The organism is Holdemanella sp. DFI.5.55 (genome assembly GCF_020593575.1).
Taxonomy (GTDB): Bacteria; Bacillota_I; Bacilli_A; order Erysipelotrichales; family Erysipelotrichaceae; genus Holdemanella; species Holdemanella hominis.
Genome location: NZ_JAJDMK010000018.1, coordinates 1 through 24,415, shown reverse-complemented (window position 1 = coordinate 24,415; position 24,415 = coordinate 1). Strand labels below are relative to the sequence as shown.

The window sequence follows — 24,415 nt, the reverse complement described above, 5'->3', positions numbered from 1 at the left end:
AGATGTGTTTTTTGCGAGTGATCAAGCCAATCGCATTGCGAATTTGATTTATGAAAGGTATGGTGTAAAACCAGATTTTCCATGGAAGGATGACAATGGTGTTTTTCGTCATTTAGACAATAATAAGTGGTTTTCCCTTATTATGTATGTTTCGTTAGATGCCCTTTTAAAAAATGGGGATAGTCATATGTTGAATATAATGAATGTAAAGATTGATATCTCAAAAAGAGATGAACTATATGAGATAAAAGGAATTTATCCAGCTTTTCATATGAACCATAAAACATGGATTTCGGTTGTACTAGACGATACAATATGTGATTATAAAATAATAGAACTTATACAAAGTAGTTTTGATTTAACAAAATAAGGAGAGAATGATATGTACGGAATTATCGCAACATGGAGAATGGCTTTAGAAGGAATTTCAAAAGCAGATTCTATGTTAAAAAATAACGAAAGTGCAGCAGATTCGATTGAAGAAGCAATCAAAGCTGTAGAGGATTTTGAATACTATAAAAGTGTAGGATATGGAGGACTTCCAAATGAAGAAATGGAAGTGGAATTAGATGCTGCTTTTATGGATGGGGATACACTAGAATTTGGATGTGTTGGAGGCGTTAAAGATTTTGCCAACCCTGTTAGTATTGCACGTAGTCTAATGCACTATGATGCCAACAACTTCCTAATTGGTCAAGGTGCTGAAAAATATGCTTCAAGACATGGCTTTGAAAGAAAAACAATGCTTACAGATCGTGCCAAGATTCATTATCACAATCGTACAAAAGAAATCACAAATACGGAATTAAAACCATATTCAGGACATGACACAGTAGGTATGGTTTGTTTAGATACTGCAGGACATATGACAAGTGCTACAAGTACTTCTGGATTGTTCATGAAACATCCAGGACGTCTAGGCGATTCGCCTGTATGTGGTTCTGGATTCTATGTAGATTCTTTTGTTGGAGGAGCGAGTGCTACAGGGTTAGGGGAAGATGTTATGAAGGGCTGTGTTTCTTATGAAATTGTTCGCCTAATGAAAGAAGGCATGCATCCTCAACAAGCGTGTGAAAAGGCTGTACACGATTTTGATTTAGAATTAAAACGAAGAAGAGGGAAAGCTGGAGACATGTCTTTGATTGCGATGAATAATAAGGGGGAATGGGGTTGTGCTACAAATATTGAAGGTTTTAGTTTTGTAGTGGCAACTGAAAAACAAGTCCCAACAGTATATTTAGTAAATCATGATGAGGATGGAAAATGCACATTTGAAGTCGCAAGTAAAGAATGGATGGACAACTATATGGCTACGCGCACAGCTCCATTAGTAAGGAAATAAAATGGAAGAGGCATTATTAAAGAAAATCGATGAAATCAGCGAAGAGATGATTTCAGGAATCAAAAGAATTGTTCAAATCGATAGTGTACAAAGTGAAGCTAAGCCAGGTATGCCTTTTGGAGAAGGCGTAAATAAAGCTTTAGAAGAAGCATTGAAATTAGCTCGTGAATTAGGTTTTGAAACAGAAAACGTCGATCATATGGTGGGTATTGCCAAATATGGTCAAGGAGAAGACTATATTGGCATTATGGGACATTTAGATGTTGTACCTGTAGGAGAAGGATGGAATCATCCTCCGTTCTCAGCTTATGAAGATGAAAATGGCAGAATCTTTGCCCGCGGCATTTTAGATAATAAAGGGCCGACTTTATCTTGTTTATACGCATTATATGCCATAAAGGAATTGAAAATTCAGTTAAAGCGTCCTGTTTATATTTTGTTTGGAACCAATGAAGAAACGGGATTTGAAGATTTAACACATTTCCTTGAAGTCAGAAAACCACCTATTATGGGCTGGACACCCGATTGTAAATATCCGGTTGTATATGCGGAAAGAGGAAGAAGTACCTATCGTGTGAGTACGGCTGTTAAAAATAAAACTGTATTCAACCAATTTGTTAATGAATATATTTTATCAGATAATGGATTTGGAAATAAATTGGGACTAAACATGGAGGATCCTGAATTTGGTAAAATGCAGATGAGCAATAAAAAGCTGGTGGATTTAGAAGGAAAACTTGGCTTTGACTTCTCTTTTAGCTATCCTGCAAGTATTAGTAATGATACAATAGAGGTGACAATCAAATCTAAATTAAGCAAAGGACTACAAGTAGAATGTATACATAATTATGATCCTGTTTATTTTGATAAAAATGGATTCTTATGTCAAACATTAAAGGCGACTTATGAAAAGGTAACAGGCATGGATGGGACGCCAGTTACAACTACGGGTGGAACTTATGCGAAGATCATGCCAAATATAGTTCCTTTTGGACCTAGTTTTCCTGGACAAAAGGGCATTGGGCACAATCCGAATGAATGGATGGATCGTAGTGATTTGATTTTAAATGCGAAAATATACGCATTAAGTATAGTGAGGTTGGCTAATGGAGAGAATGATTGAAGTATGTGCAGGTAGTTATCAAGATTGTATAGCTGCATATCAGGGTAGTGCAAAAAGGGTTGAATTAAATAGTGCGTTAAGTGTTGGTGGCTTAACGCCAAGTGTCGCGAGTCTAGTTCGTGTAAAAAAAGAAACAGACTTAACTGTAATTTGTATGGTACGTGTGCGTGCTGCTGGTTTCTGTTATGAAAAAGAAGATGTAGAAATTATGTTTGAAGATGCCAAGATTCTTTTAGAGCATGGAGCTGATGGAATTGCATTTGGTTTCTTAAATGAGGATGGCACAATTTGTGAAGAGGACACAAAAAGAATGATCGACTTAATTCATTCATACAATAAGGAAGCTATATTCCACAGAGCTTTTGATGTTACGCCAGATGCGTTTGAAGCCATTGAAACATTGATTGATTTAGGGGCGGATCGCGTACTTACAAGTGGACAAAAAGCAAAAGCTATGGAAGGTATTGATTTAATTAAAGTATTGAATAATCAATATGGTGATAAGATTCAGATTCTTCCTGGCAGTGGAATGAATGCAGAAAACGCAAAAATGATGATGAATTATACAGGTGTATATCAGGTGCATTCGTCTTGTAAGAGCTATAAGGCAGATGCGACAACAACAAAAAATGGCGTTTCTTATAGTTACTTGGCTAGTCCACATGAAAATGACTATGATGTAGTGGATGTAGAGTTGGTAAAAAAATTAGTTGATAGTATAAAGTAAGGCGGTTTTCCCGTCTTTTCTTGTACTAAGTTGTAAGGAATGATATAACTTAGTAAATGGAGATCTTATATGTTTGTTGGTAGAGAAAGTGAATTAATAAAATTAGAAAAAATGTATTCAACGAATGAATTTCAGTTTGCGGTAATCTATGGGCGTCGAAGAGTAGGAAAAACAACTTTGATTCGTGAATTTTTGAAAAATAAAGAGAGTTTATTGTACGTTTCGTTGGAAGGGACACAAAAAGAAAATTTAATTGGATTGTCACGAGTGGTTTCGAAGAATGATTCAATCGTATACGATTCATTTGAAAGCTTATTTAATGCGATTGATAAAATGTTAGAAACAAATCAAAAAATAGTTCTTGCGATTGATGAATATCCATATTTAGCCGAAAGCTATCCGCCTATTTCTTCTATTATTCAAAAGCATATTGATTTATGCTGGAAAGATAAAAATATGTTTTTAATTCTGTGTGGTTCAAGTATGAGTTTCATGGAAAATCAAGTGTTGGGATATAAAAGCCCACTATATGGTCGAAGAAGTGCACAATTTAAAATTACACCTTTCACATTTTTAGAACGCAAAAAATGCTTGTGAATTATGATAAAGAAAGTCAGGCAATCGCATATGGCATAACAGGAGGAATTCCTGAATATCTTTCAAAAATAGATACAAACAAATCTTTAGATGAGAATATATTAGATTTGTTTTTTGATGAAAATGGAACTTTTTTTGAAGAAGCAACTAATCTTTTAAAACAAGAAATGCGAAATCCCGCAAGCTATAATAGTATACTTGGCGCCATTGCTTCGGGGGCTAGTCATTTAAATGAAATCGCAAATAAAGTGGGTCTAGATACGTCTGCTTGCAGTAGTTTATTGAAGTCTTTGATTGAATTAAACATAGTCGAAAAAATATATCCTGTTACTGAAAAAGAATCAAGTCGAAAAACAATATATGAAATAAAAGATACAATGTTTTTGTTTTGGTACAAATTTGTAAGACCAAATTATTCAAATATACAAATGGGTTTGGGCCGTATTATATATGGTCAATACGTTAAACCAAAAATATCGGATTATATGGGGTATGTTTTTGAAAAAATGTGTACAGAATATATATATCAAGAACAAGTTTTCCTGACATTACCGTTTATTCCGGAAAAGATTGGCAAGTGGTGGGGGAATGACCCATTAAAAAAAGAAGAAGCAGAAATTGACATAGTAGCCATAAATTCAGATTCGTGCTTATTGTGTGAATGTAAGTGGAGAAATAAAGAATTAGATAGTCGAGTTTTAACTGTTTTAAATAGCCGAAAAGATATTTTTAAATATAAAAATAAGAGTTTAATGGCATTTTCTAATTCTGGCTTTACAGAAGATGCGATAGAATACGCAAAAAATAATGATATTCGATTAGTTTCGTTTGAAATGATGTAGATGTGCTACAATAGACGTATTAATGGAGGTTGTTTACTCATGAAGCGTAATGAACAAAAAATAGAAAACACTTGGAGAACAGAAGATATATTTAAAGATGAAGCAGCATTTCTAGCTTGTTTAGATACTTGTAAAGAATTAGGAAATGAGCTTTGTGCATGCGATGGAAAATTGGATGATGCATCCAACTTATTATCATTTTTAAAGGGATATGAAAAATTAACATGTCTATTAGATGATTGTTTAGGCTATTCTTCTTTGTTGTCAGATCAAGATACGGCAGATGCCCATCATCAAGAATTAAAAGGAAAAGCCAATGCATTAGCGGTTGAAGTTTTTACTAAGCTATCTTTTAGTGATGTACAAATCATGCAGATTGAAAATTTAGAGTCTTTTTATGCATCTGAACCCATCTTAGAAAGATATCGTGTATATCTAGAAGAAGTATGTCGTTTAAAAGAACACGTATTATCTCAAACAGAAGAAAAATTAATGGCATCCAGTTCATTGATGCAAGACACACCTTATTCGATTTTTGGAATGTTGAACAATGCGGATTTAAAATTTGAAGATGCGATCGATTCAAAAGGAAATAAACACACTTTAACTACAGGTACATTTATCCATATGTTAGAGCAGGAAGATGAAGTGCTAAGAGAGAGTGCATATCGTAATTTTTATGCAGGCTATGGTTCTATGATCCATACTTTAGCTGCTTGTTTAAATGGACAGACAAATCAGTTGAAATTTAATAGTACAGCACGTAAATATGCATCGAGTTTAGAATGCGCAGTCGATGCGAATAATGTTTCACCAAAAGTGTATGAACAATTGATTGAAACGGTACATAAAAATATCCATGTTTTACATAAATATATGCGAGTTCGTAAAGAAGTTATGAAGAAAGATAAACTTCATATGTATGATCTATATGTACCTATGGTCAATGAATGTAACGTTCCTGTATCTTTTGAACAGGCCAAAGAAGATATCTTACATTCCGTTCAATTGTATGGAACAGAATATGCCAATGTTTATGAAAGAGGATTAAATTCGCGTTGGATCGATGTATATGAAAATGAAGGAAAGCGTTCAGGCGCATATTCTAGTGGACAAAGAGTACATCCTTTTGTCTTGATGAACTTTGCAAATTCTTTAGATACAGAATTTACTTTAGCTCATGAAATGGGGCATGCGATGCATTCCTATATGTCTACAAAATATCAGGCTCCATTAGATCGTCACTATAAAATATTTGTAGCCGAAGTTGCCAGTACTTGTAATGAAGCTTTATTGATGGATTATTTGCGCAAACAAAACTCAGATCCTAAATTCCAGGCTTATTTGATAAATCACTTTATGGAACAATTTAGAACTACATTATTTAGACAGTGTATGTTTGCGGAATTTGAAAGGATCATCAATGAAAAAACAGCAAACAACGAAGTTTTGACAAGTGATACATTGAATCAAATCTATGCGGATTTAAATAAATTCTATTATGGAGAAGATGTGATTGTGGATGATGAAATTAGTATGGAATGGGCTCGTATTCCACATTTCTATATGAATTTCTATGTATACCAATATGCGACAGGATTTAGTGCAGCTATGGCTCTATCACAAAAATTGCTTCATGGAACACAAGCTGATATTGAAGCATACTTATCTTTCTTAAAGGGAGGATGTACAAAGTCTCCAGTCGAATTATTGCGTATGGCTGGGGTTGATATGGCAAGTCCAAAACCAATTGAAGATGCGATTGAATTATTTGATTCTTTAATTGATGAATTTGAGAGTATTATGAAGTAGAAAGTCGTTTGATTTTCTACTTTTAGTCATTTTAAAATTAGTAATAAATAAATGATAAAAAATGATACATTCATTTTCAGAAAACAGATGAAAATTATGGTATGATATTCATTGAGGTGAACCTATGAATAAGTTGGAACAAGCACGTACGCAAATAGATGCGATTGATCGTGAAATGGCTAAGCTATATGAAGCCAGGTTGGATGCCGTTAAAGATGTGATTGCGTATAAAATAGAAAATGATTTACCAATTCTAGATTCAGGTAGAGAGCAGGTTGTAATTGAAAAGAATCTGCAGTTTATTCAGAATCCGGGTTATAAAGAATATTATGAGTCTTTTATAAAGTTCATTATGAAAGAATCGAAGGCCTATCAAAGAACGTTGCAGTCTCATGATAAAGTTGGATATTGCGGAGTTGAAGGTGCCTTTGGGCATATGGTGAGCGAGAAGTTGTTTCCTTCCAATCCAAAAGTGGGCGTTTCTAGTTTTGAGGAAGTTTTTCAAATGGTTGTCCATTCAGACGTACAATATGGTGTGATTCCTTTTGAGAATACGAATTCTGGATTGGTTGGAGAAGTCTTAGATTTATTAATGGAATATCCAGTGTATATTCAGTCAATTTATGATCAAAAGATTGAACAATGTTTACTTGGAATTCCGGGCAGTACATTAAAAGATGTGGAGTGGGTCTATTCAAAGGATCAAGCACTTTCACAGTCTAAAGAATTTTTAAAGGAATTAAACGTACAAACGGTGGCCTATCCAAATACGGCGATGGCAGCTCAATATATTTCAGCACAACAGGATGTGCATAAAGCAGCTATTGGTGCTAAGGAAAATGCAGAGCTGTATGGCTTAAAGGTGTTGGCTACAAACATTCAAGAAAATGCGACTAACACAACGCGATTCTTAGTAATTGGATTAAAGCCACAAATGCAGGGCAATCGCTTTAGTATGGTTCTATCGGTTAAACATGAGAGTGGCGCTTTGGCAAAGATCATTGATTGTATTGCCAAGAATGGATTGAACATGGAAAGTATTCAGTCTAGACCGATGAAAAATAAACCTTTTGAGTATTTCTTCTTTGTCGAAATTGAAGGGGATATGTCAAAGGCAAATGATTGTATTCGAGAGGTACAGTCTGTGTGTGAAAGTGTAAAAGTATTGGGAGCATATACTTTAAAGGAGGAAAAATAAGTATGAATTTTGTGAAGGAAAGTGTCAATCAAACACCAATCGTAGATACTGTATTCTCAATTGTTGCCAAGGCAAAAGAGGCTAAGGCTAAAGTGGGAAGTGAAAATGTTGTAGATGCGACAATTGGTTCTTTATATGATGAAGAGGGAACTTTGGTTGCCTTAGACAGTGTATTTAGTTCATTAAAAAACTTGGATAATAAAGTATTGGCAGCCTATGCAGCTAGTTTTACAGGAAATCCAGACTTTAGACAAAAAGTATATGACTGGGTATTAAATGGGAATTCACACTTAGAACATGAAGTTATCGCAACACCTGGAGGAACCGGTGCTGTTGGTATGACTTTACAAGAGTGTCTAGATGAGGGACAAACAGTTGTCTTGCCAGAAATCGCATGGGGATCTTATGCACTAATGGCGCAGATGCACAATTTGAATGTGGAAAAATATAGTTTATTTGAAGAAGATCACTTTAATTTAAACTCTTTTAAATCGGCATGTAAAAATGTGATGGAAAAACAAAATCGTTTAGTCATTGTGATCAACGATCCTTGTCACAATCCAACTGGTTATTCTTTAAGTGAAGACGAATGGAAAGAAGTCATTTCTTTCTTGAATGAATGTTCAAAAACACATGCCGTAGTATTGTTGAATGATATTGCGTATATTGATTTTTCTTCTAGACAAGAAAAGGCGAAAGAATATTTTGCACAGTTTGATCAAATTGAGAAAAACTTCGTCGTAATTGTCGCATTTAGTTTATCAAAATCAATGACGAGCTATGGACTTCGTTGTGGTGCTGCCATTGTGTTAGGACAAGAAAAAGAAGCAGTGCAACAAGTGAAGATCGTATTTGAAAAGGATGCGCGTGCGACTTGGTCAAATATCAACAATGGGGCTATGGCTACATTTGTAGATGTATTAGACAATCATAAAGATGCGTATGATAAAGAAAGATTGCACTATGTAAATTTATTAAAAGAACGTGGAGATATCTTTGTCAAAGAAGCGAAGGAAGTGGGATTAAAACATTATCCTTACAAAGAAGGATTCTTCGTAACTTTATCTATGGATAATGAAACACGTGACAAATTCCATGAGGCATTAATGGAAAACAACATTTTTACCGTCAAAGTAAATTTGGGTATTCGTGTTGCGATTTGTTCTTTATCGGTTGAAAAGACAAAGGGACTCGCAAAAAAGATGAAGGATATTTTGGATACAGTAGCTTAATACTGTATCTTTTTTTTCATCCACATATGTGGGACTCCTTCATCATCGTCAATTTGACCAAACTGAATATAGCCTTGTTTTTCGTAAAATGGGTGGATACGAACTTGTGCGTGTACCACAATTAAGTCTCCGTTTAATTTTTTGATTTCATTTTCGGCACTTTCAAGTAGTAAATTACCCATATGTTGATTTCGATATTCCTTTAATACAGCCACCCTTCCAATGGTATAGTGATCGTTTTCTTTGAAGAAACGACATGTTCCGATGGGTTTTCTTTCATCAAAGGCAACAATATGATGACTAATAGTGTCGATTTCATCAAATTCGTTTTCAAAGCCTTGTTCTTTCACGAATACTTCAATACGAATGTCTTTGGCTTCTTGTGGTAAGGTTGTATACGTTTTTGTGTTCATAATCATTCTTCTTTCTTTTCTCATACATTAACAACTCAAAAATAGAAAGTCAAATTTGTGGTATAATAAGGAGTAAGTTAGGTGGGAAGAAATATGCGCATTTATGAAGAATCTTTAAATCGTTTTATTAAAAATTCATGGATATATTATGAGGCAAATGATCCTTATTATGCAGGTAAGATTGAGCGTATCTCAATTGAAAGAGTGCATGATCGGATTTTATATTATGAAGTAAAGGCTATTATTCAAACGCGTTGGAATGAGGAAATTATTAATTTTAGAGTGAATGAATATGGTACGATATTAACTACAAATTGTACATGCTCACAAGAGACACATAAAGGGTGTGTGCATTTAGTAAGTGTAGTGCGTGCCATTAATGCGATCAATCCCCAGATTTTTCCGTTTTGTGTGGAGTATCAACAATATATTGAAGAAAAAAATCGGCAGGAAGAATTGGAAAGAAAGCGTCGAAGAATTCATAGCTTGAATCAGACGGCATTTGATTTTCTAAAAGAAAAACAAGAAGATAAAGTTAACGATTTCTTTAAGGAAAACGAGAATCGAATTCGTTTGACGTTGCATCCTACAAATTCATATTATTATGATCAGGCAGCGTTTAAATTAAAGATTCAAGTGAATCGTGCATATATAGTAAAGAATATTCAAACTTTAATGCTAGGCTTTTTTGAAAAGAAATTGGAATCTTTTGGGAAAAACACACAGATTTATTTAAATCCAGAAGATTTGGATGAGCCAAGTCAAAAGATTTATGCATTTTTGATGAAATATACTTTTTCAAAAGATTGGCAAAAAGACGGGGAAATCTATTCGGAATGTCTGGATGATTTCTTTGATTTAAATGTATCTTTGCCTAATGACTATACCGAATTTAAAACGGATGAAAAAGATATAAAATTAGTTATAAAATTGGTTGAATATGATGATTGTTTCGAACTCAATGTAGATTTGGATGATAATTTTCTAATTGGTAATAAACATTTGTATGTAGTGGATTATAAAAATATTACGCGATACACATTGGATGCGGATGGCTTTTTAGCTTCACTTGCGTATAATGTTTCGCAAGAAGATGGTTGGTTGATTAAAAAAAGTGATTTTAGAGCTTTTTACTTACAATGCTTGCAGCCATATATGGATTATATTCAATTAGAAACGAATGTAGATGTAGAAAAATATGCGACTGTAATTGAGAATATTCGTGTGTATTCAGATCTTGAAAATGCGAATATGATTGTATGGGGAAACTATCTAGAAAATAATCAAAAAAAGAGTTTTTTCACAAATACAGATTCCAACCAAATTGCCAGTATAGAAGCAATTATTTCGCATTATGCGGTAAAGATTGAAGATAATAAGGCTGTATTTAAAGGTCGAAGCGATGCGTTATATAATTTTTTGGATCATGGAATTCCTTTGATTCAAAAACAAGCGGATGTGTATGTGTCTGAGGAATTGAAACGTTTAAAGAATCGTCACAGTATGAATTTAAGTGTTAAGGTCTATGTTCAAAATGATTTATTGAAGGTGGAACTAGATAGTGATGTGAACGCAGATGAATTGTCACATATTTTAAATGCGTATCGAAAGAAGAAAAAGTTTTATCAGTTAAAGAATGGCGAAATGATTGATTTGGAAGATACAGGTTTAGAACAGTTGAATGAATTGGCTTTTACAATGAATTTAACGACTAAGGATTTCAAGAAAGAAACAATTGAAAAACCAGCATATCAGGCTTTCCATTTAATGGATGTGGATTCAGAATTGGATGTTCGTAATGATGATTCAGTTACAGAATATACAGATCGATTAATGAAAGTGAAAGAACAAACGATTCAATTGAAGGATGAATATAAATCTTTATTGCGCACGTATCAGCAGCAGGGCATTCAATGGTTGTATGATTTGAAAAACATGAATTTAAATGGAATTCTTGCCGATGATATGGGACTTGGAAAAACTATTCAAGTATTGGTATTTTATGAACAGTTTGTTTCAAAGGATAAACCGAGTTTGATTGTATGTCCAAGTAGTCTAATGTATAACTGGATGTCAGAAATTGAAAAGTTTAAGATTGGTGTGGACGCTGTTTGTGTTACGGGAACGCAAGAAGTTCGTAAAGAGATTATTCAGGAAAATCACGAACTCTATATTACGACATATGATTATTTGCGTAGGGACGTTGAATTGTATATGCCTATGGAATTTGAATATATTGTTCTAGATGAGGCACAGTTTATTAAGAATCCTAAGACAAAGAATGCGCAAAGTGTAAAGGCTTTAAAAAGTAAACATCGTTTGGCATTAACAGGAACGCCAATTGAGAATAGTTTAAGTGAATTGTGGAGTATCTTTGATTTCTTGTTGCCAGGCTATCTATATAGTTTGAATTATTTCACAAAGAATTTTGAGAAACCCATTCAGATGGGGGATGATGACAGACAGTCCAAACTTCAAAAGTTGGTGTCGCCATTTATTTTGCGTAGAACGAAAAAACAAGTGTTGAAGGATTTGCCGGATAAGGTTGAGAAAGATATGTGGTTAAACTTTAGTCCGGAGGAAAAGCAGTTGTATCTTGCAAATCTTGCCCAAGTCAATGAGCAGCTTCAGCAACAATTAGAATTGGAACAAGTGGATTCGATTTTGATTATCGCGATGATGACGCGTCTTCGTCAGATTTGTTGCGAACCAAGAATGTTATATGAAAACTATAAGGGTGAAAGTACAAAGTTTACAATGTGTCTTGAATTGATTGAGACATTAAAAGAGAATGGTAAGAAAGTCTTGTTGTTTTCAAGTTTCACAAGTATTTTTGATTCCTTTATCGAAGAGTTTAAGCAGCGAGGCATCAAATACCATATGATTACAGGTGCAGTTGATAAGAAGAAACGTAAAGAAGAAGTAGATGCTTTTCAGAGTGATGATTCGGATGTATTCTTAATTTCATTAAAGGCCGGTGGAACTGGGCTAAATCTGACTAAGGCACAAGCTGTGATTCATTATGATCCTTGGTGGAATGTGAGTGCGCAAAATCAAGCAACAGATCGTGCGTATCGTATTGGTCAGACAAAAAATGTGTTAGTGTATCAGTTGTTGATGAAGAACACAATAGAAGCGAAAATCTACGAGATGCAGAAGCGCAAAAAAGAGATGAGTGATATATTTGTCGAAAATTCAAATGGTGGCATTTCGACTTTATCCAAGGAAGAATTGAGAGATTTATTCTCTATGGAATAGGAACTATATAATTTTTTGAAATATATAGTTCTTTTTTATAAAAGTGTGTTAAAATAGAAGTAATGAAAGAGATTACAAAACGGTGATAAAATGAATAGAAGTGCAGGAATCTTATGTCCTGTTTTCTCTATCCCTGCAAATCAAGGGATTGGTGATTTAGGGCAAAAAACAATTCGAATGATAGATATTATTGCGGATGCAGGGTATACCATATGGCAAATCTTGCCTTTGCAGATGACAGGCCCCACTCATTCTCCATATCAGACATATTCTAGTTTTGCGGGAGATCCTATCTATATTAACTTGGATCGTTTGTGTGAAATGGGGTTGTTGACGCAAAGCTCAATTGTGAATTGTAATAAGTTTAAAGACTTTGTTGAATATGACAAGATTCGTGAATTCAAGGAATCTTATTTTCAAAAGGCCTTTAAAGTTTTTAAAAAGGAATTTGATTCATTTAAAGAAGATTTTGAAGCATTTAAGCGTGATGCATTTTGGCTAGAGGATTGGTCTGCCTACTCTTTATTTAAGAGTTTTTATAATGGGGCTCCATGGTTTGAGTGGGAAGATGAATATAAGAACTGGCCAGAAAATCGTGATATTGATTTGGATGATTATAAAGATGAGATTTTTTATATTGAGTTTTTACAGTTTGTTTTTTATAAACAATTGGATGAAATTCAAATGTATGCGCACGCAAGAAATCTTAAAATCATGGGAGATATGCCATTCTATGTAGATTTAGATAGTGCGGATGTATGGTGCAACCGTAAAGCTTTCTTATTGGATGAAGAAGGAAAACCAGAATATATTGCGGGTTGTCCACCAGATTATTTTAGTGAAACTGGACAACGTTGGGGAATGCCAATTTATGATTTTGATGCGCAGGAAAAAAATGGATATCTTTTCTGGTGTAATCGTATGAGTTGGATGAATCGTTGTTATGACATGGTGAGAATCGATCATTTTAGAGCGTTTGATACATATTGGAAGATACCAGCGTCTTGTCCAACAGCTATTGAAGGAAAATGGATCTTAGGTCCAGCTCATAAATTGATGGATGCGATTTTAAAGGCATGTCCAGATATTGTTTTAGTGGCTGAAGATTTAGGTTTGATTCGTCCTGAGGTTATTGAACTTGAGGAAGATTATGGAATTCCAGGAATGGATGTTTTATTGTTTAGAATGGAAGCTAAACAATTAAAGAAAAAGGCAAAGAAAAACTCTGTATTATATACAGGAACACATGATAATGCGACATGTAATGAAGATTATTATACGTATGATTCAAATAAGCGTATTAGTTTGCGTCGTTTCTTTAAAAATCAGGGATATTCAAGTCGTTCTTTTAATGAGATGCTTTGTCAATATGCTTTAGATACAGATGCAGATACAGTAATTCTTCCTATTTGGGATGTTTGTGGATATAAAGAAGAGGCACGAATCAATACACCAGGAACAGTATCAAACAAAAACTGGACTTGGAAGTTAAAAGATTTTAAGACATTTCCAGATAAGGTAATGAAGACAAAAGAATGGATTGAAAAATCGAATCGCTAAGGGGCATGAACTTGCTCCTTTTCTTGTGTATTGTTAAAATAAGATGGAGGTGGAAACAATGAAAAAGTTAATAACGATTTTATGTTCGTTTGTTCTATGTATATCTTTGTTTGGATGTCAAAAAGAGACAAAGGATTATACCGCAAAGATTGAAGTGAAGGATTATGGAACAATTACGGTTAAGCTAGATGGAAAAACAGCGCCTATTACAGTACAAAACTTTGTAGATCTTGCCAAATCCGGCTTTTATGATGGATTGACATTCCATCGAATTATTGAAGGATTCATGATTCAGGGTGGTGATCCAAACGGAAATGGTACGGGAGGATCCGACAAAACAATCAAGGGCGAATTCAAAGAGAATGGTGTAAAGAACAATATTAAACACAAGCGTGGTGTTATTTCTATGGCAAGAAGCTCAGATTATGATTCGGCGAGTTCACAATTCTTTATTATGCAAGAAGACAATGATTCATTAGATGGGCAATATGCTGCCTTTGGACATGTCACAAAGGGAATGAAGGTTGTGGACAAGATTTGTGAAGATGCAGATCCAATGGATGATAATGGAACAATTGCACAAAGTAAGCAGCCTGTCATCAAAACAATTACAGTATCAGAAATTAACGACTAGAGTAATCTAGTTGTTTTTTTTGTATATTAAGATTTTGGTTTCGGAACAGGAAAACTATCAAATTGTCACAATTTGTGGGTTATCATCAACGACAAAAAGGACTATCGTAATAGCCAACATTTTGTATTTGTCTGAAGTTGTTGAATTATTTTTTTACAATCATTGTATGATCACATTCGGGACATTCAAACTGGTCAAAGCCAAGATAATATGTGTGGCAAAGTAGAGAACGTTCTACATTGTCTAAAATGCATGGACGAGCTTTACCGGAAGCATCTAGTTTTTGAATGTAGTCCATATTATCGAAGAAGATATTATTGATGGGATGAATAAAATTAAAGTTTCTAACATCACAATCGAATAGGGATAGAGTTTCAATTGGGATATCGTCCATAATTGAAATATAGGATTAAATAGAGATGTAAACAAGTCTTGGCAAATGTAAAGCGCCCATACAAATCATTTTAAATGATTTGATGGGCTTTTTTTAAATGGTATCTGAGTGTAATAATTTAACATTTAGAGTGTATTGATTTTGTTCATTTGCGTTTTCATCATTGATTTCTTTTAATAAGATTTCGACTAATAGAGTTGCGATATCATCGATTGGCTGCATGATAGTAGATAATTCCGGGTATAATTGCTGGATTAATTCGGTTCCGTCATAGCCGATAATTTTTAAATCGTTTGGAATTTGAATATTTAGTTTTTTAGCGATTTTAATAACTCTGATAGCGGCTAAGTCATCTGTACAGAATAATGCGTCTAAATTTTCTGATTTGAGAATTCTTTCGATTTCAACCTCTTTAAGAATTTCATTCATATTGCTTTTGAATTCAAAAACATGAGGTTCCATTTCAAATTCTTTGATGATCGATAAATATCCGTTTAATCTTAGTTTTGTTGGCGAATCGGTATCGTTGCTTCCTGTGATGATACCAATGTTTTTAGCACCGGCTTTGACAAGAGCACGAGTGGCGATTTGTCCACCTGCATAGTTATCACTGGATACAATGGGGATATTTGGACCATAGTCTCTGTCAAAGGATACGATAGGTGCAATGACTTTTTTGTATTCTTCGATTTCTAGGTTGTGCGAACTTGTGATAATACCATCGACTTGATTCGCATTTAACATCTTGATGTATTCGATTTCTTTTTCAGGGATTTTTTCGCAGTTACAAAGAATTATTTTATAGTTTCTTTTAAATAATTCTTTTTCGATTTTTTCTGTAAGTTCTGCAAAGAATGGATTTTTTACAGAAGGAAAGATAATGCCGATAAATTGTGATTTTTTTCCTTGCAGGGAACGTGCTAGACTGTTTGGCTGGTAGTTGAGTTCTTTCATCGCTTTGTGTACTTTATCGATTGTTTTTTGACTGATATAGCCGTAATTGTTTATAACACGTGAAACGGTAGTTGGACTTACACCGGCTAAGGCTGCAACGTCTGTTAATTTTTTATTTGCCATACAAACCTCCGGATTTTTTTATAATCTTATGATACATTGTTTGCGTTTACATGTCAAACGCATAACATGTATATAATGCATAATAAGGAAGTGGAATATGGCTTGATAAAATAAATCGAAAAAAATATGTCAAACGTTTGACATATTTTAAAAAATGAATATACTTGATGGTGGAAAGGCTTTCAAAATGTTTAGGAGGAACAAACAAAAATGGGAAATGTAATAAATATTGGAGCACCATTAAGTGGAAAAAGAGTTGCCTTAAGTGAAGTTAAGGATGATTTGTTTAAGAGTTCAGCAATGGGACCAACAATTGCAATCGATGCGGATACTTGTGAATTGTATGCACCAGAAGATGCAGAAATGACAGTGGTATTTCCTACAGCGCATGCGTATGGAATGAAACTGAAAAGTGGTGTAGAGTTGTTTATCCATATTGGAATTAATACAGTTGAGTTGAATGGGAATGGATTTGAAACGTTTGTCAAACAAGGGGATGTAGTAAAAGCGAATACTTTATTGGCTAAGTTTGATAAGGAATTTATTGAATCAAAAGGAATTGATTCTACAGTTATGGTTATAGTTTCAAATGCGTCTGAATTTGAAGATGTAAAAGTGAATGAAAATTTGGATGTTGTTGGTTTGAATAGTAAAGTGTTTGAAGTGACAAAAATGGCGAAGAATGTTGTTAGAGAGGATAAAAAAATGACAAAGAATGAACAGTTGGCACATGATATTTTAGAATGTGTTGGTGGCATGGAGAATGTGAATAAAGTAACGCATTGTGCTACGCGTTTGCGATTTAATTTAAAAGATGAATCAATTGTAAAAGAGGATGAATTAAAACAATTGAATATTTTGAAAGTAATGAAAGCTGGCGGACAGTTCCAGGTTGTAGTAGGACCGGAAGTGCCTGATGTATTTAAGTATATTGGATTTACTGGAGGTGAAGATTCTAGTAATGAAACAACAGAAAAAGTATCTGTATTAAATAGAGTGTTTGATACGATTTCTGGAAGTTTTTCACCATTGATTCCTGTATTCTGTGGTGCTGGTTTGGTTAAGGCAGTTTGTGCTGTACTTACAATGTTGAATATTTTACAGGCAACCGATAGTACATATTTGATTTTATCGGCTACAGGAAACTCTGTTTTCTATTTCTTACCAGTTATTCTTGGATTCTCGATTGCTAAGAAATTGAATGTAAGTCCTTATGTTGCAGCGGCAATTGGAGCTGCATTAATGGAACCAAACTTTACTGGTTTAGCCGCAGCTGAAGGCACTGTAACATTTGCAGGAATTCCTGTTTTTGTTAGTGATTATGCATCAAGTGTATTGCCTATCTTTGGTGCTGTTCTTTTACAATATGTAGTCGAAAATTTCTTGAAGAAAATTCTTCCAAATCAAGTTCATTTGATTTTCGTTCCATTCTTGACTTTATTGGTTGTACTACCATTGACAGTATTAACATTTGGTCCATTTGGAATTTATGTTGGTAATGCATTGGCTGAATTCATTAATATTATGATGGCTAATAGTGCAATTCTTGCAGGTGCTGTTCTTTCAGCAATTTGGATCTTCGTTGTTGTGCTTGGATTACATTGGGCTATCATTCCAATTTTGATCAACAACATCGCAATCAATGGTTCAGACCCATTAATGGGTGTTTTACAAGGGGCTTCTTGGGTTGCCGTTGGTATTGCGGTTGGTACTTTCTTAAAGACAAAAGATGGTCGTTTAAAAGAAGTTGCGATTTCTGGATTTATTCCTGCATTCTTATCTGGAATTACTGAACCAATCTTGTATGGTATTATGTTCAGATATAAAAGAGCTTTGATTATTGCGATTGTTTCAATGGGTGTTTGTGGTGCATTAGGAGGACTTATCGGTGTAGCTGCAACACAGCTTGCGGGTGGAATCTTTACAGTTCTTACATATCTTCCAGTTGTGAATTATTTAATTGTCATAGCTGTAGCGATTCTCTTGCCAGTTGTATTGATAATGATTTTTGGACTTGGCGAAGAGTCTAAATAGTTTGTGAAATCACTCATCTTCAAGATGAGTGTTTCGTATTTTTAGAAAGAGGATAAAAAGATGCGATTTTCATTTTATAAAACAATAATAAATCCAGTGTTGCCATGTCATATGGAAGGTTATGCAGATCGCATAGCGACGGATATCCATGATGATCTGTATTTGAATACTTTTGTTTTACAGAGTCATCAGACTTTTGTATTTCATGTTTATGATTTAATTATGATTACAGAAGAATTTGCCAATCAAATTAAAGATGAAACGAGTAAAGAATTTAATATGAATCCAGATTGTGTATTTGTGAGTGCGATTCATACGCATTCAGGACCTAAAGTATCTACTAAGTTATTTCCAGATATTTTACCGGATGAAGAGTATTTGAATGGGTTAGTACACAAGGCTTTGTCGAATACGAAAATGTGTCTGGAATCTTTAGTGAATGGACGTATTCAATTTGGAATGGAATTTCAGGATGGGTATTATTCGAATCGAAATGATAAAAATGCGTATTTTAATAAACGGATTGATGTATTGAATTTTTTGGATGATCATGATAATCCTTGTTTTTCTCTTTGTACGATTGCTTGTCATCCTACTTTGATGTCTCCAGATTCTACAGAGATTTCAGCAGATTTATTTGGCTATATGCGTGAAGAATTTTTTAGAAGAAATGGGTATCCATTGATTATTCTTACGGCTGAAGCAGGTGATGTGAGTACGCGTTATACAAGAAAGGGTCATGGTCCTGCAGAAATTGAAAGAGTGGGAAATGCACTTGTATCTTGCATAATGGGGATTGTTGATTTTAAAGATGTTGAATTGAGTGATTTGTGTTTGAACCGGATTGATTATGAATTTAATTATAAACCAAAAGATGATAGCTTTATTCAGCAAAGTTTAAAAAAACTGCAAAAATTAATTGATTCATCAAGTAACCCAGATGTAAAAGAAGCGTATTTGGATATGTATCGAAGTGTATCTAGTAAATATGACAAAGATTTTATTCAGACAAAGTGTACGGCTTTTGTTCTTGAGGGAAAGGATTTGCGTTTTGTTTGTTTTCCAGGAGAAATTGTTTCTAATTTAGGTCTTCTTTTGCATGGCATTGATTCAAAAAAGACAATGATATTTGCGTATTGTAATGATTTTAAAGGATATGCGATTGATGAATTGAATTATGGAAAATATGCGGAGACATTTTTGAGTGATTATCCTTTTATGGAAGCGGATCGTTTTGTGGATAGAATTGTAGAGGTGTCTGGAAATGAAATATATTAGAAAAGAATTTGATATCGATAAGAGTGCTTATGTAGATGCGTATATTTTGGATGGAGAAATTTCATATCAGGTGACTCGAAAAAGACCGGCTTTGATAATTTGTCCAGGTGGTGGTTATTTAATGACGGCTACCAAAGAAAAAGAAGCGATTGCGATGGAATTTTTATCAAAGGGCTATCATTGTTTTGTGTTGAAGTATTCAACGTATTTTAATAATCGTATGACTTCTTTAAATCATATTCCAGAAGTAAATCCGAATGGGTATTTTCCCAATCAATTGTTGGAATTGATGACAACAATGCATTGGATTCATGAGAATGCACAGGAGTGGAATATTGATGCTGAAAATATTTTTGTTTCTGGATTTTCTGCAGGAGGTCATTTAGCGGCGTTTTTATCGAATCATTGGAATGATAAGGCGTATACGAATTTATTGGCTTTTAAACCGTTTGAAAATGAACTAAAACCAAAAGGGGTTGTTCTTGGCTATCCTTTATTGTGTACGGATTTGTGTGAGCATATGATGAAACAATGTGAGGATGCAGAATTGATCAAGCATCAGACAGAGTTTATTTTTGATTGTTTAGTGCAGACAAAGCAGCCGACAAAAGAGCAATTGTCAAAAGTAGATAACTTATCGGCGATTCATGAAAAGACATCGCCTACCTTTATTTGGACAACCCGAAATGATCAAATCGTGGACCCGAAAAATGCATTGAAGTATATTCATCGATTGATGGAACTTGATATTGATTGTGAATTGCATATGTATTCGCATGGTCCTCATGGTTTGGGTATGGCAACCAAGGAATATGCCAAAAATGAAAAAGAAATTGATGAGAATATTCAATCGTGGGTTAAGCTGAGTCAGGATTGGATGGAAAGACAAATACAAAAGGGTTAAGTATGGCAGTATTGGTACGTGCAGATGATTTTGGATATTGTCAAGGAGTGAATCGTGGGATTTTATTGGCAATTGAAAAAGGAGTTATAAATAATGTTGGAATGATGGTCAACATGCCATATGTCAAGGAAGCGTTTGAATCTGTGAAGGATAAAGATATTTGTCTAGGGCTTCATGTCAATATTAGTGTTGGAACACCAATTTGTGAAGTGAGTCAAATAGATAGCCTTGTGGATGGCTGTCATTTTAAGTCTTCAAAAATATATCGTAGTGCTAGTCAAGATTTTGTGGATTTAAAGCAAGCAATTTTGGAAGTGCAGGCACAAGTGGATACATTTATTCAATATGCGGGATTTAAACCGATGTATATGGATTTTCATGCGGTATTTAGTGCAAATTTTATTAAGGCGTGTGAAATTGTTGCACGTCAAAATGATATTCTTTTTGTGGGTATGAGTGAAAAGAGTATTGATGTATATGTATCGGATGAACAGAGTGATGAAAGTTGTTTAAAAGAATTTGATTCTTTTATTAAGAATCATAAAAAGGATGATGTATTGATTGTTTATCATCCAGGATTTGTAGATGAAGATTTATTACAGAGTTCTTCATTAACTACGAAAAGAGAAAAGGATGTTTCTTTTCTTGCGAGTTGTATTTTAAAGGATTATTTAACAAAAGAGAATATTTGTTTATTTAGAATAGATCAATTAAAAAGGGAGGATTCATGAGTTATCGATTGAAATATCATTTAATGCCAAAAGTTGGATGGATGAATGATCCAAATGGATTATCTTATTTTAAGGGAACGTATCATATTTTTTATCAGCAGGATGAAAAAGATATTTATGGGCGTATTCATCGTCATTGGGGGCATTATACAACAAAGGATTTTAAATCGTATGGCAAGCAAATAGATGCGAATTATGGAGATACTTCTAGAGATTGTGATGGAGCATATTCTGGAAGTGCGATTGAAAAGGATGGTACTTTGTATTTATTCTATACGGGAAATGTGCGTCATAAGGGTGATTATGATTATATTCATGCCGGTAGAGAGCATAATGTATTGCGTGTTGAATCGAGTGATGGCATTCATTTTTCAAATAAGAAGTGTTTATTACTGAATCAGGATTATCCTAGTGATTGTACGTGTCATGTAAGAGATCCAAAAGTGTATGAAGAAAATGGAATGTACTATCTTGTTTTAGGCGCTCGATTGAAAGATGATACGGGTTGTGTCTTAAAGTATAAATCGCATGATTTAGAGAACTGGGAATATGAAACGCGATATGTACCAAAGGATACAAATGGATATATGTTAGAGTGTCCTGATCGTCTAGTGTTTGATAACCAGGAATTTATTTTAGCTTCGCCTCAAGGATTGAAACAAGATGGCTATAAGTATGAGAATGTATATGATAATGGGATTTATGAATTGCGTGGAACTTCTTTAGAAAATTATAAATCTTTAGATCATGGTTTTGATTTTTATGCGGCCCAGACTTTTAGTCATACGAAAAGAAATATATTGATTGCGTGGATGGGAATGCCAGATGCCAATTATCAAACGCCTACAGAATCAGAAAACTGGATGCACGCCTTGACTTTGCCAAGGGTTCTTAGCTTTGATGGGTGTTTAAAACAGTTTCCAATTCAGGAAATTCTTGATTTAAGGCAAAATAAAAGGGTGTATAAGGATTTCTTTACAATGTCTAAAACATCAAATATTGAATTTGATGTAAATGGTGAATTTGAAATGAGATTGAATGATATTGTTCTTTCGTATAAGAATGGATTGTTCACTTTGGATGAATCAAAATGTATAAGTAGGCGTACACAAAGACATATTGAAGGAATTGATATTCATCATGTATCGGTTTTTGTCGACGTTTCTTCAATTGAAATATTTATTAATGATGGTGAATATGCACTAACTTCTAGATATTTTGATGAGTATGAAAATATGCGTGTTGTTTTTCATGGAATTGAAGAAGTAGTAGTGTATGAGATGAAAGGATTTGAAATAGAGTAATGAAAAAGTTATTAGCAATCGGAGAAGCATTAATTGATATGATTCCTAGTAATACAGGAAAAATCAAGGATGTGAATGCGTTTAGTCCTAAAGTGGGTGGAGCTCCTTTAAATGTATGTGGAGCTTATACAAAACTTGGTGGTGAATCAAATATTATCACCATGCTTGGAAATGATCCTTTTGGAAATAAAATTGTTGATGAATTAGAGTCTTTCAAGATTCATACAGATTATATTTTAAGAACAAATAAGGCAAATACATCTTTGGCTTTTGTAGCCTTGGATGATAAGGCGAATCGTGAATTTTCTTTTTATCGTAAGATGGGAGCCGACATGTTGATGGATGAAAAGGATATTCAGTCTGACTGGTTTCATAATGCGTACGCACTTCATTTTTGTAGTGTTTCTTTAGGAGATTTTCCAATGAAGAAGGCACATGATAAAGCGATTTCGTATGCGAAAGAGAATAATATGTTGATTTCTTTTGACCCAAATGTTCGTTTACCTTTATTTGAAGATCATACGTATTTAAAGAATGTCATTAATGAGTATTTAGAGTATGCAGATATTGTAAAAATCAGTGATGAAGAAGTTGAATTTATTACGGGTTATAAAACAATTGAAGAAGCATTGGATTATTTATTTAGTAAAGGAATTCAATTGGTTATTTATACAGCTGGAAGTGATGGCGCAATGGCATTCACAAAAAATCAAAGTGCTAAAACAGATGGAATCGTTGTTAAGGCAAAAGATACAACTGGAGCTGGAGATGGATTTATTGGTTCTTTCTTGTATCAGTTAGCCAAAGATGAGATTCAAGATTTAAGTGCATTGAATACAGAACAATTAAAAGAGTATTTGACTTTCTCCAATAAATTTTGTAGTTTGTCTGTGACAAAAGAAGGAGCTATTGCTTCATATCCTGCATTCGAAGAGTGTTAATCACTCTTTTTTTGTTTGACATCTTAAGTTAGCTGATGTAAACTCGATTTGTTTCAACTAACTGAGGCGGATTATGATTAATAAAAAATTATTATTTTCAGTGAAGGAAAGTATTCCTTATATTAAAAAAAATGTATTGTATCAATGGATTGGATTAATTTGTAACGCATGTTCTACGGCTTGTTTATGTTTGATTGTCACAAAAAATAGAAGTTTATCATTCATTGGAATCATTCTTGTATGTTTAATGATTCGGTATGTTGTGAATCAAAAAGCCATTGAAATGTCGTATCAATCAAGTCATATTGTAAAGGAAACACTTCGTTCTCGTTTATATAAGAAGCTATCTAAAATTGGAATTGGGTATACAAATGAGTGGAGTACGGCTGAAATTGTACAATTATCCAGCGAGGGTATTGAACAATTAGAAACGTATTTTGCGAGCTATATTCCGCAATTCTTTTATTCTTTAATTGCGCCATTCACATTATTTATTATTATTTCGTTTATGGACATAAAGGCTGCTTTTGTCTTACTGATTTGTGTGCCTTTGATTCCAATGTCGATTGTGTTTGTACAAAAGTTTGCGAAAAGACTATTGAATCGTTATTGGGGACAATACACAAAATTAGGGGATAATTTTCTAGAAAATCTTCAGGAGTTAACGACGTTAAAAATATATGAGGCAGAAGGCCATTATCATGAAAAGATGAATGTAGAAAGTGAAAACTTTCGTAAGATCACAATGCGTGTATTAACGATGCAGTTAAATTCCATTACAGTTATGGATTTGGTTGCCTATGGAGGAAGCGCATTGAGGATTGTATTTGCGTTAAATGGATATCATAGCGGTGCAATAACTATGTTTCAGACTTTATTTATCATTTTGATTTCAGCTGAATTCTTTATTCCCATGCGACAATTAGGATCCTATTTTCATATTGCGATGAATGGTATGGCTGGTACTACGTCAAGAAAAAGGACTCATAAAATAGATAAATTTTAAATTCTAAT

General features: G+C 33.9%; 22 protein-coding genes. 19 read left to right on the top strand and 3 right to left on the bottom strand.

What is annotated here, in order from left to right:
• Positions 1–4: 4 nt before the first annotated feature.
• The 9 genes from LJE08_RS05730 (at position 5) to LJE08_RS05690 (ending at position 8,873) form a co-directional block, all read left to right on the top strand.
• Complete coding sequence (locus LJE08_RS05730; RefSeq protein ID WP_118114570.1) at positions 5–370, top strand: MmcQ/YjbR family DNA-binding protein; 366 nt, start codon at positions 5–7, stop codon at positions 368–370.
• 12 nt (positions 371–382) lie between these two features.
• Positions 383–1,342, top strand: coding sequence for a N(4)-(beta-N-acetylglucosaminyl)-L-asparaginase (locus LJE08_RS05725; protein ID WP_117925073.1), 960 nt, complete (start codon positions 383–385; stop codon positions 1,340–1,342).
• Between the two features lies 1 nt (position 1,343).
• Entirely contained in the window at positions 1,344–2,465 is a 1,122-nt protein-coding gene (locus LJE08_RS05720) for a Sapep family Mn(2+)-dependent dipeptidase (protein WP_227402678.1), read from the top strand.
• Positions 2,458–3,192 (top strand): copper homeostasis protein CutC, encoded by a 735-nt coding sequence (locus LJE08_RS05715; protein ID WP_367317097.1) that lies wholly within the window; start codon positions 2,458–2,460, stop codon positions 3,190–3,192. The genes LJE08_RS05720 and LJE08_RS05715 overlap by 8 nt, the downstream gene beginning before the upstream one ends.
• Positions 3,193–3,261: 69 nt before the next feature.
• Positions 3,262–3,789, top strand: a complete 528-nt coding sequence (locus tag LJE08_RS05710; protein ID WP_227402676.1) for an ATP-binding protein — start codon at positions 3,262–3,264, stop codon at positions 3,787–3,789.
• Complete coding sequence (locus LJE08_RS15265) at positions 3,786–4,631, top strand: DUF234 domain-containing protein (RefSeq protein WP_227402675.1); 846 nt, start codon at positions 3,786–3,788, stop codon at positions 4,629–4,631. The genes LJE08_RS05710 and LJE08_RS15265 overlap by 4 nt, the downstream gene beginning before the upstream one ends.
• Before the next feature lie 39 nt (positions 4,632–4,670).
• Positions 4,671–6,443 carry an oligoendopeptidase F gene (pepF, locus tag LJE08_RS05700; protein WP_158567603.1) on the top strand — a complete coding sequence of 591 codons (1,773 nt, stop codon included), beginning with the start codon at positions 4,671–4,673 and terminating at the stop codon, positions 6,441–6,443.
• A gap of 124 nt (positions 6,444–6,567) precedes the next feature.
• On the top strand, positions 6,568–7,641 hold the full coding sequence (locus LJE08_RS05695) for a chorismate mutase (RefSeq protein ID WP_117925079.1): 1,074 nt from the start codon (positions 6,568–6,570) through the stop codon (positions 7,639–7,641).
• Between the two features lie 2 nt (positions 7,642–7,643).
• Positions 7,644–8,873 carry a pyridoxal phosphate-dependent aminotransferase gene (locus LJE08_RS05690; protein WP_186998542.1) on the top strand — a complete coding sequence of 410 codons (1,230 nt, stop codon included), beginning with the start codon at positions 7,644–7,646 and terminating at the stop codon, positions 8,871–8,873.
• On the opposite strand, the gene LJE08_RS05685 is transcribed toward LJE08_RS05690, so the two are convergent.
• Positions 8,870–9,286: a GNAT family N-acetyltransferase gene (locus LJE08_RS05685; RefSeq protein ID WP_117925083.1), complete on the bottom strand. Its 417-nt coding sequence runs from the start codon at positions 9,284–9,286 to the stop codon at positions 8,870–8,872. The genes LJE08_RS05690 and LJE08_RS05685 overlap by 4 nt on opposite strands.
• A 93-nt stretch (positions 9,287–9,379) precedes the next feature.
• Between LJE08_RS05685 and LJE08_RS05680 the strand changes: the two genes are divergently transcribed.
• The 3 genes from LJE08_RS05680 (at position 9,380) to LJE08_RS05670 (ending at position 14,738) form a co-directional block, all read left to right on the top strand.
• Positions 9,380–12,544, top strand: coding sequence for a DEAD/DEAH box helicase (locus LJE08_RS05680; RefSeq protein WP_227402674.1), 3,165 nt, complete (start codon positions 9,380–9,382; stop codon positions 12,542–12,544).
• A 90-nt stretch (positions 12,545–12,634) separates the two neighbouring features.
• A complete protein-coding gene (gene malQ, locus LJE08_RS05675; RefSeq protein WP_227402673.1) occupies positions 12,635–14,104 on the top strand; it encodes a 4-alpha-glucanotransferase in 1,470 nt (489 codons plus the stop codon).
• Positions 14,105–14,162: 58 nt separating this feature from the next.
• Positions 14,163–14,738, top strand: coding sequence for a peptidylprolyl isomerase (locus tag LJE08_RS05670; protein ID WP_227402672.1), 576 nt, complete (start codon positions 14,163–14,165; stop codon positions 14,736–14,738).
• 145 nt (positions 14,739–14,883) lie between these two features.
• Here LJE08_RS05670 and LJE08_RS05665 read toward each other — a convergent pair whose 3' ends face one another.
• Both LJE08_RS05665 and LJE08_RS05660 read right to left on the bottom strand, forming a co-directional pair.
• Positions 14,884–15,132, bottom strand: coding sequence for a transposase zinc-binding domain-containing protein (locus LJE08_RS05665; RefSeq protein ID WP_227402671.1), 249 nt, complete (start codon positions 15,130–15,132; stop codon positions 14,884–14,886).
• Between the two features lie 93 nt (positions 15,133–15,225).
• Positions 15,226–16,209, bottom strand: coding sequence for a LacI family DNA-binding transcriptional regulator (locus LJE08_RS05660; protein ID WP_227402670.1), 984 nt, complete (start codon positions 16,207–16,209; stop codon positions 15,226–15,228).
• Between the two features lie 210 nt (positions 16,210–16,419).
• On the opposite strand from LJE08_RS05660, the gene LJE08_RS05655 reads away from it, so the two are divergent.
• The 7 genes from LJE08_RS05655 to LJE08_RS05625 all read left to right on the top strand — a co-directional run bounded on the left by LJE08_RS05655 (position 16,420) and on the right by LJE08_RS05625 (position 24,407).
• Positions 16,420–18,243 (top strand): PTS glucose transporter subunit IIABC, encoded by a 1,824-nt coding sequence (locus LJE08_RS05655; RefSeq protein ID WP_227402669.1) that lies wholly within the window; start codon positions 16,420–16,422, stop codon positions 18,241–18,243.
• 60 nt (positions 18,244–18,303) lie between these two features.
• On the top strand, positions 18,304–19,521 hold the full coding sequence (locus LJE08_RS05650) for a neutral/alkaline non-lysosomal ceramidase N-terminal domain-containing protein (protein ID WP_227402668.1): 1,218 nt from the start codon (positions 18,304–18,306) through the stop codon (positions 19,519–19,521).
• Positions 19,508–20,425 (top strand): alpha/beta hydrolase, encoded by a 918-nt coding sequence (locus LJE08_RS05645; protein WP_227402667.1) that lies wholly within the window; start codon positions 19,508–19,510, stop codon positions 20,423–20,425. Before LJE08_RS05650 ends, LJE08_RS05645 begins: the two co-directional genes overlap by 14 nt.
• Positions 20,426–20,427: 2 nt before the next feature.
• The gene (locus LJE08_RS05640; RefSeq protein ID WP_227402666.1) at positions 20,428–21,156 is read left to right on the top strand and encodes a ChbG/HpnK family deacetylase; all 729 of its coding nucleotides are present in this window, start codon (positions 20,428–20,430) and stop codon (positions 21,154–21,156) included.
• Complete coding sequence (locus tag LJE08_RS05635) at positions 21,153–22,460, top strand: glycoside hydrolase family 32 protein (RefSeq protein WP_227402665.1); 1,308 nt, start codon at positions 21,153–21,155, stop codon at positions 22,458–22,460. Before LJE08_RS05640 ends, LJE08_RS05635 begins: the two co-directional genes overlap by 4 nt.
• A complete protein-coding gene (locus tag LJE08_RS05630) occupies positions 22,460–23,401 on the top strand; it encodes a carbohydrate kinase (RefSeq protein ID WP_227402664.1) in 942 nt (313 codons plus the stop codon). The genes LJE08_RS05635 and LJE08_RS05630 overlap by 1 nt, the downstream gene beginning before the upstream one ends.
• Before the next feature lie 73 nt (positions 23,402–23,474).
• Positions 23,475–24,407 (top strand): ABC transporter transmembrane domain-containing protein, encoded by a 933-nt coding sequence (locus tag LJE08_RS05625; RefSeq protein WP_227402663.1) that lies wholly within the window; start codon positions 23,475–23,477, stop codon positions 24,405–24,407.
• Positions 24,408–24,415 lie beyond the last annotated feature (8 nt).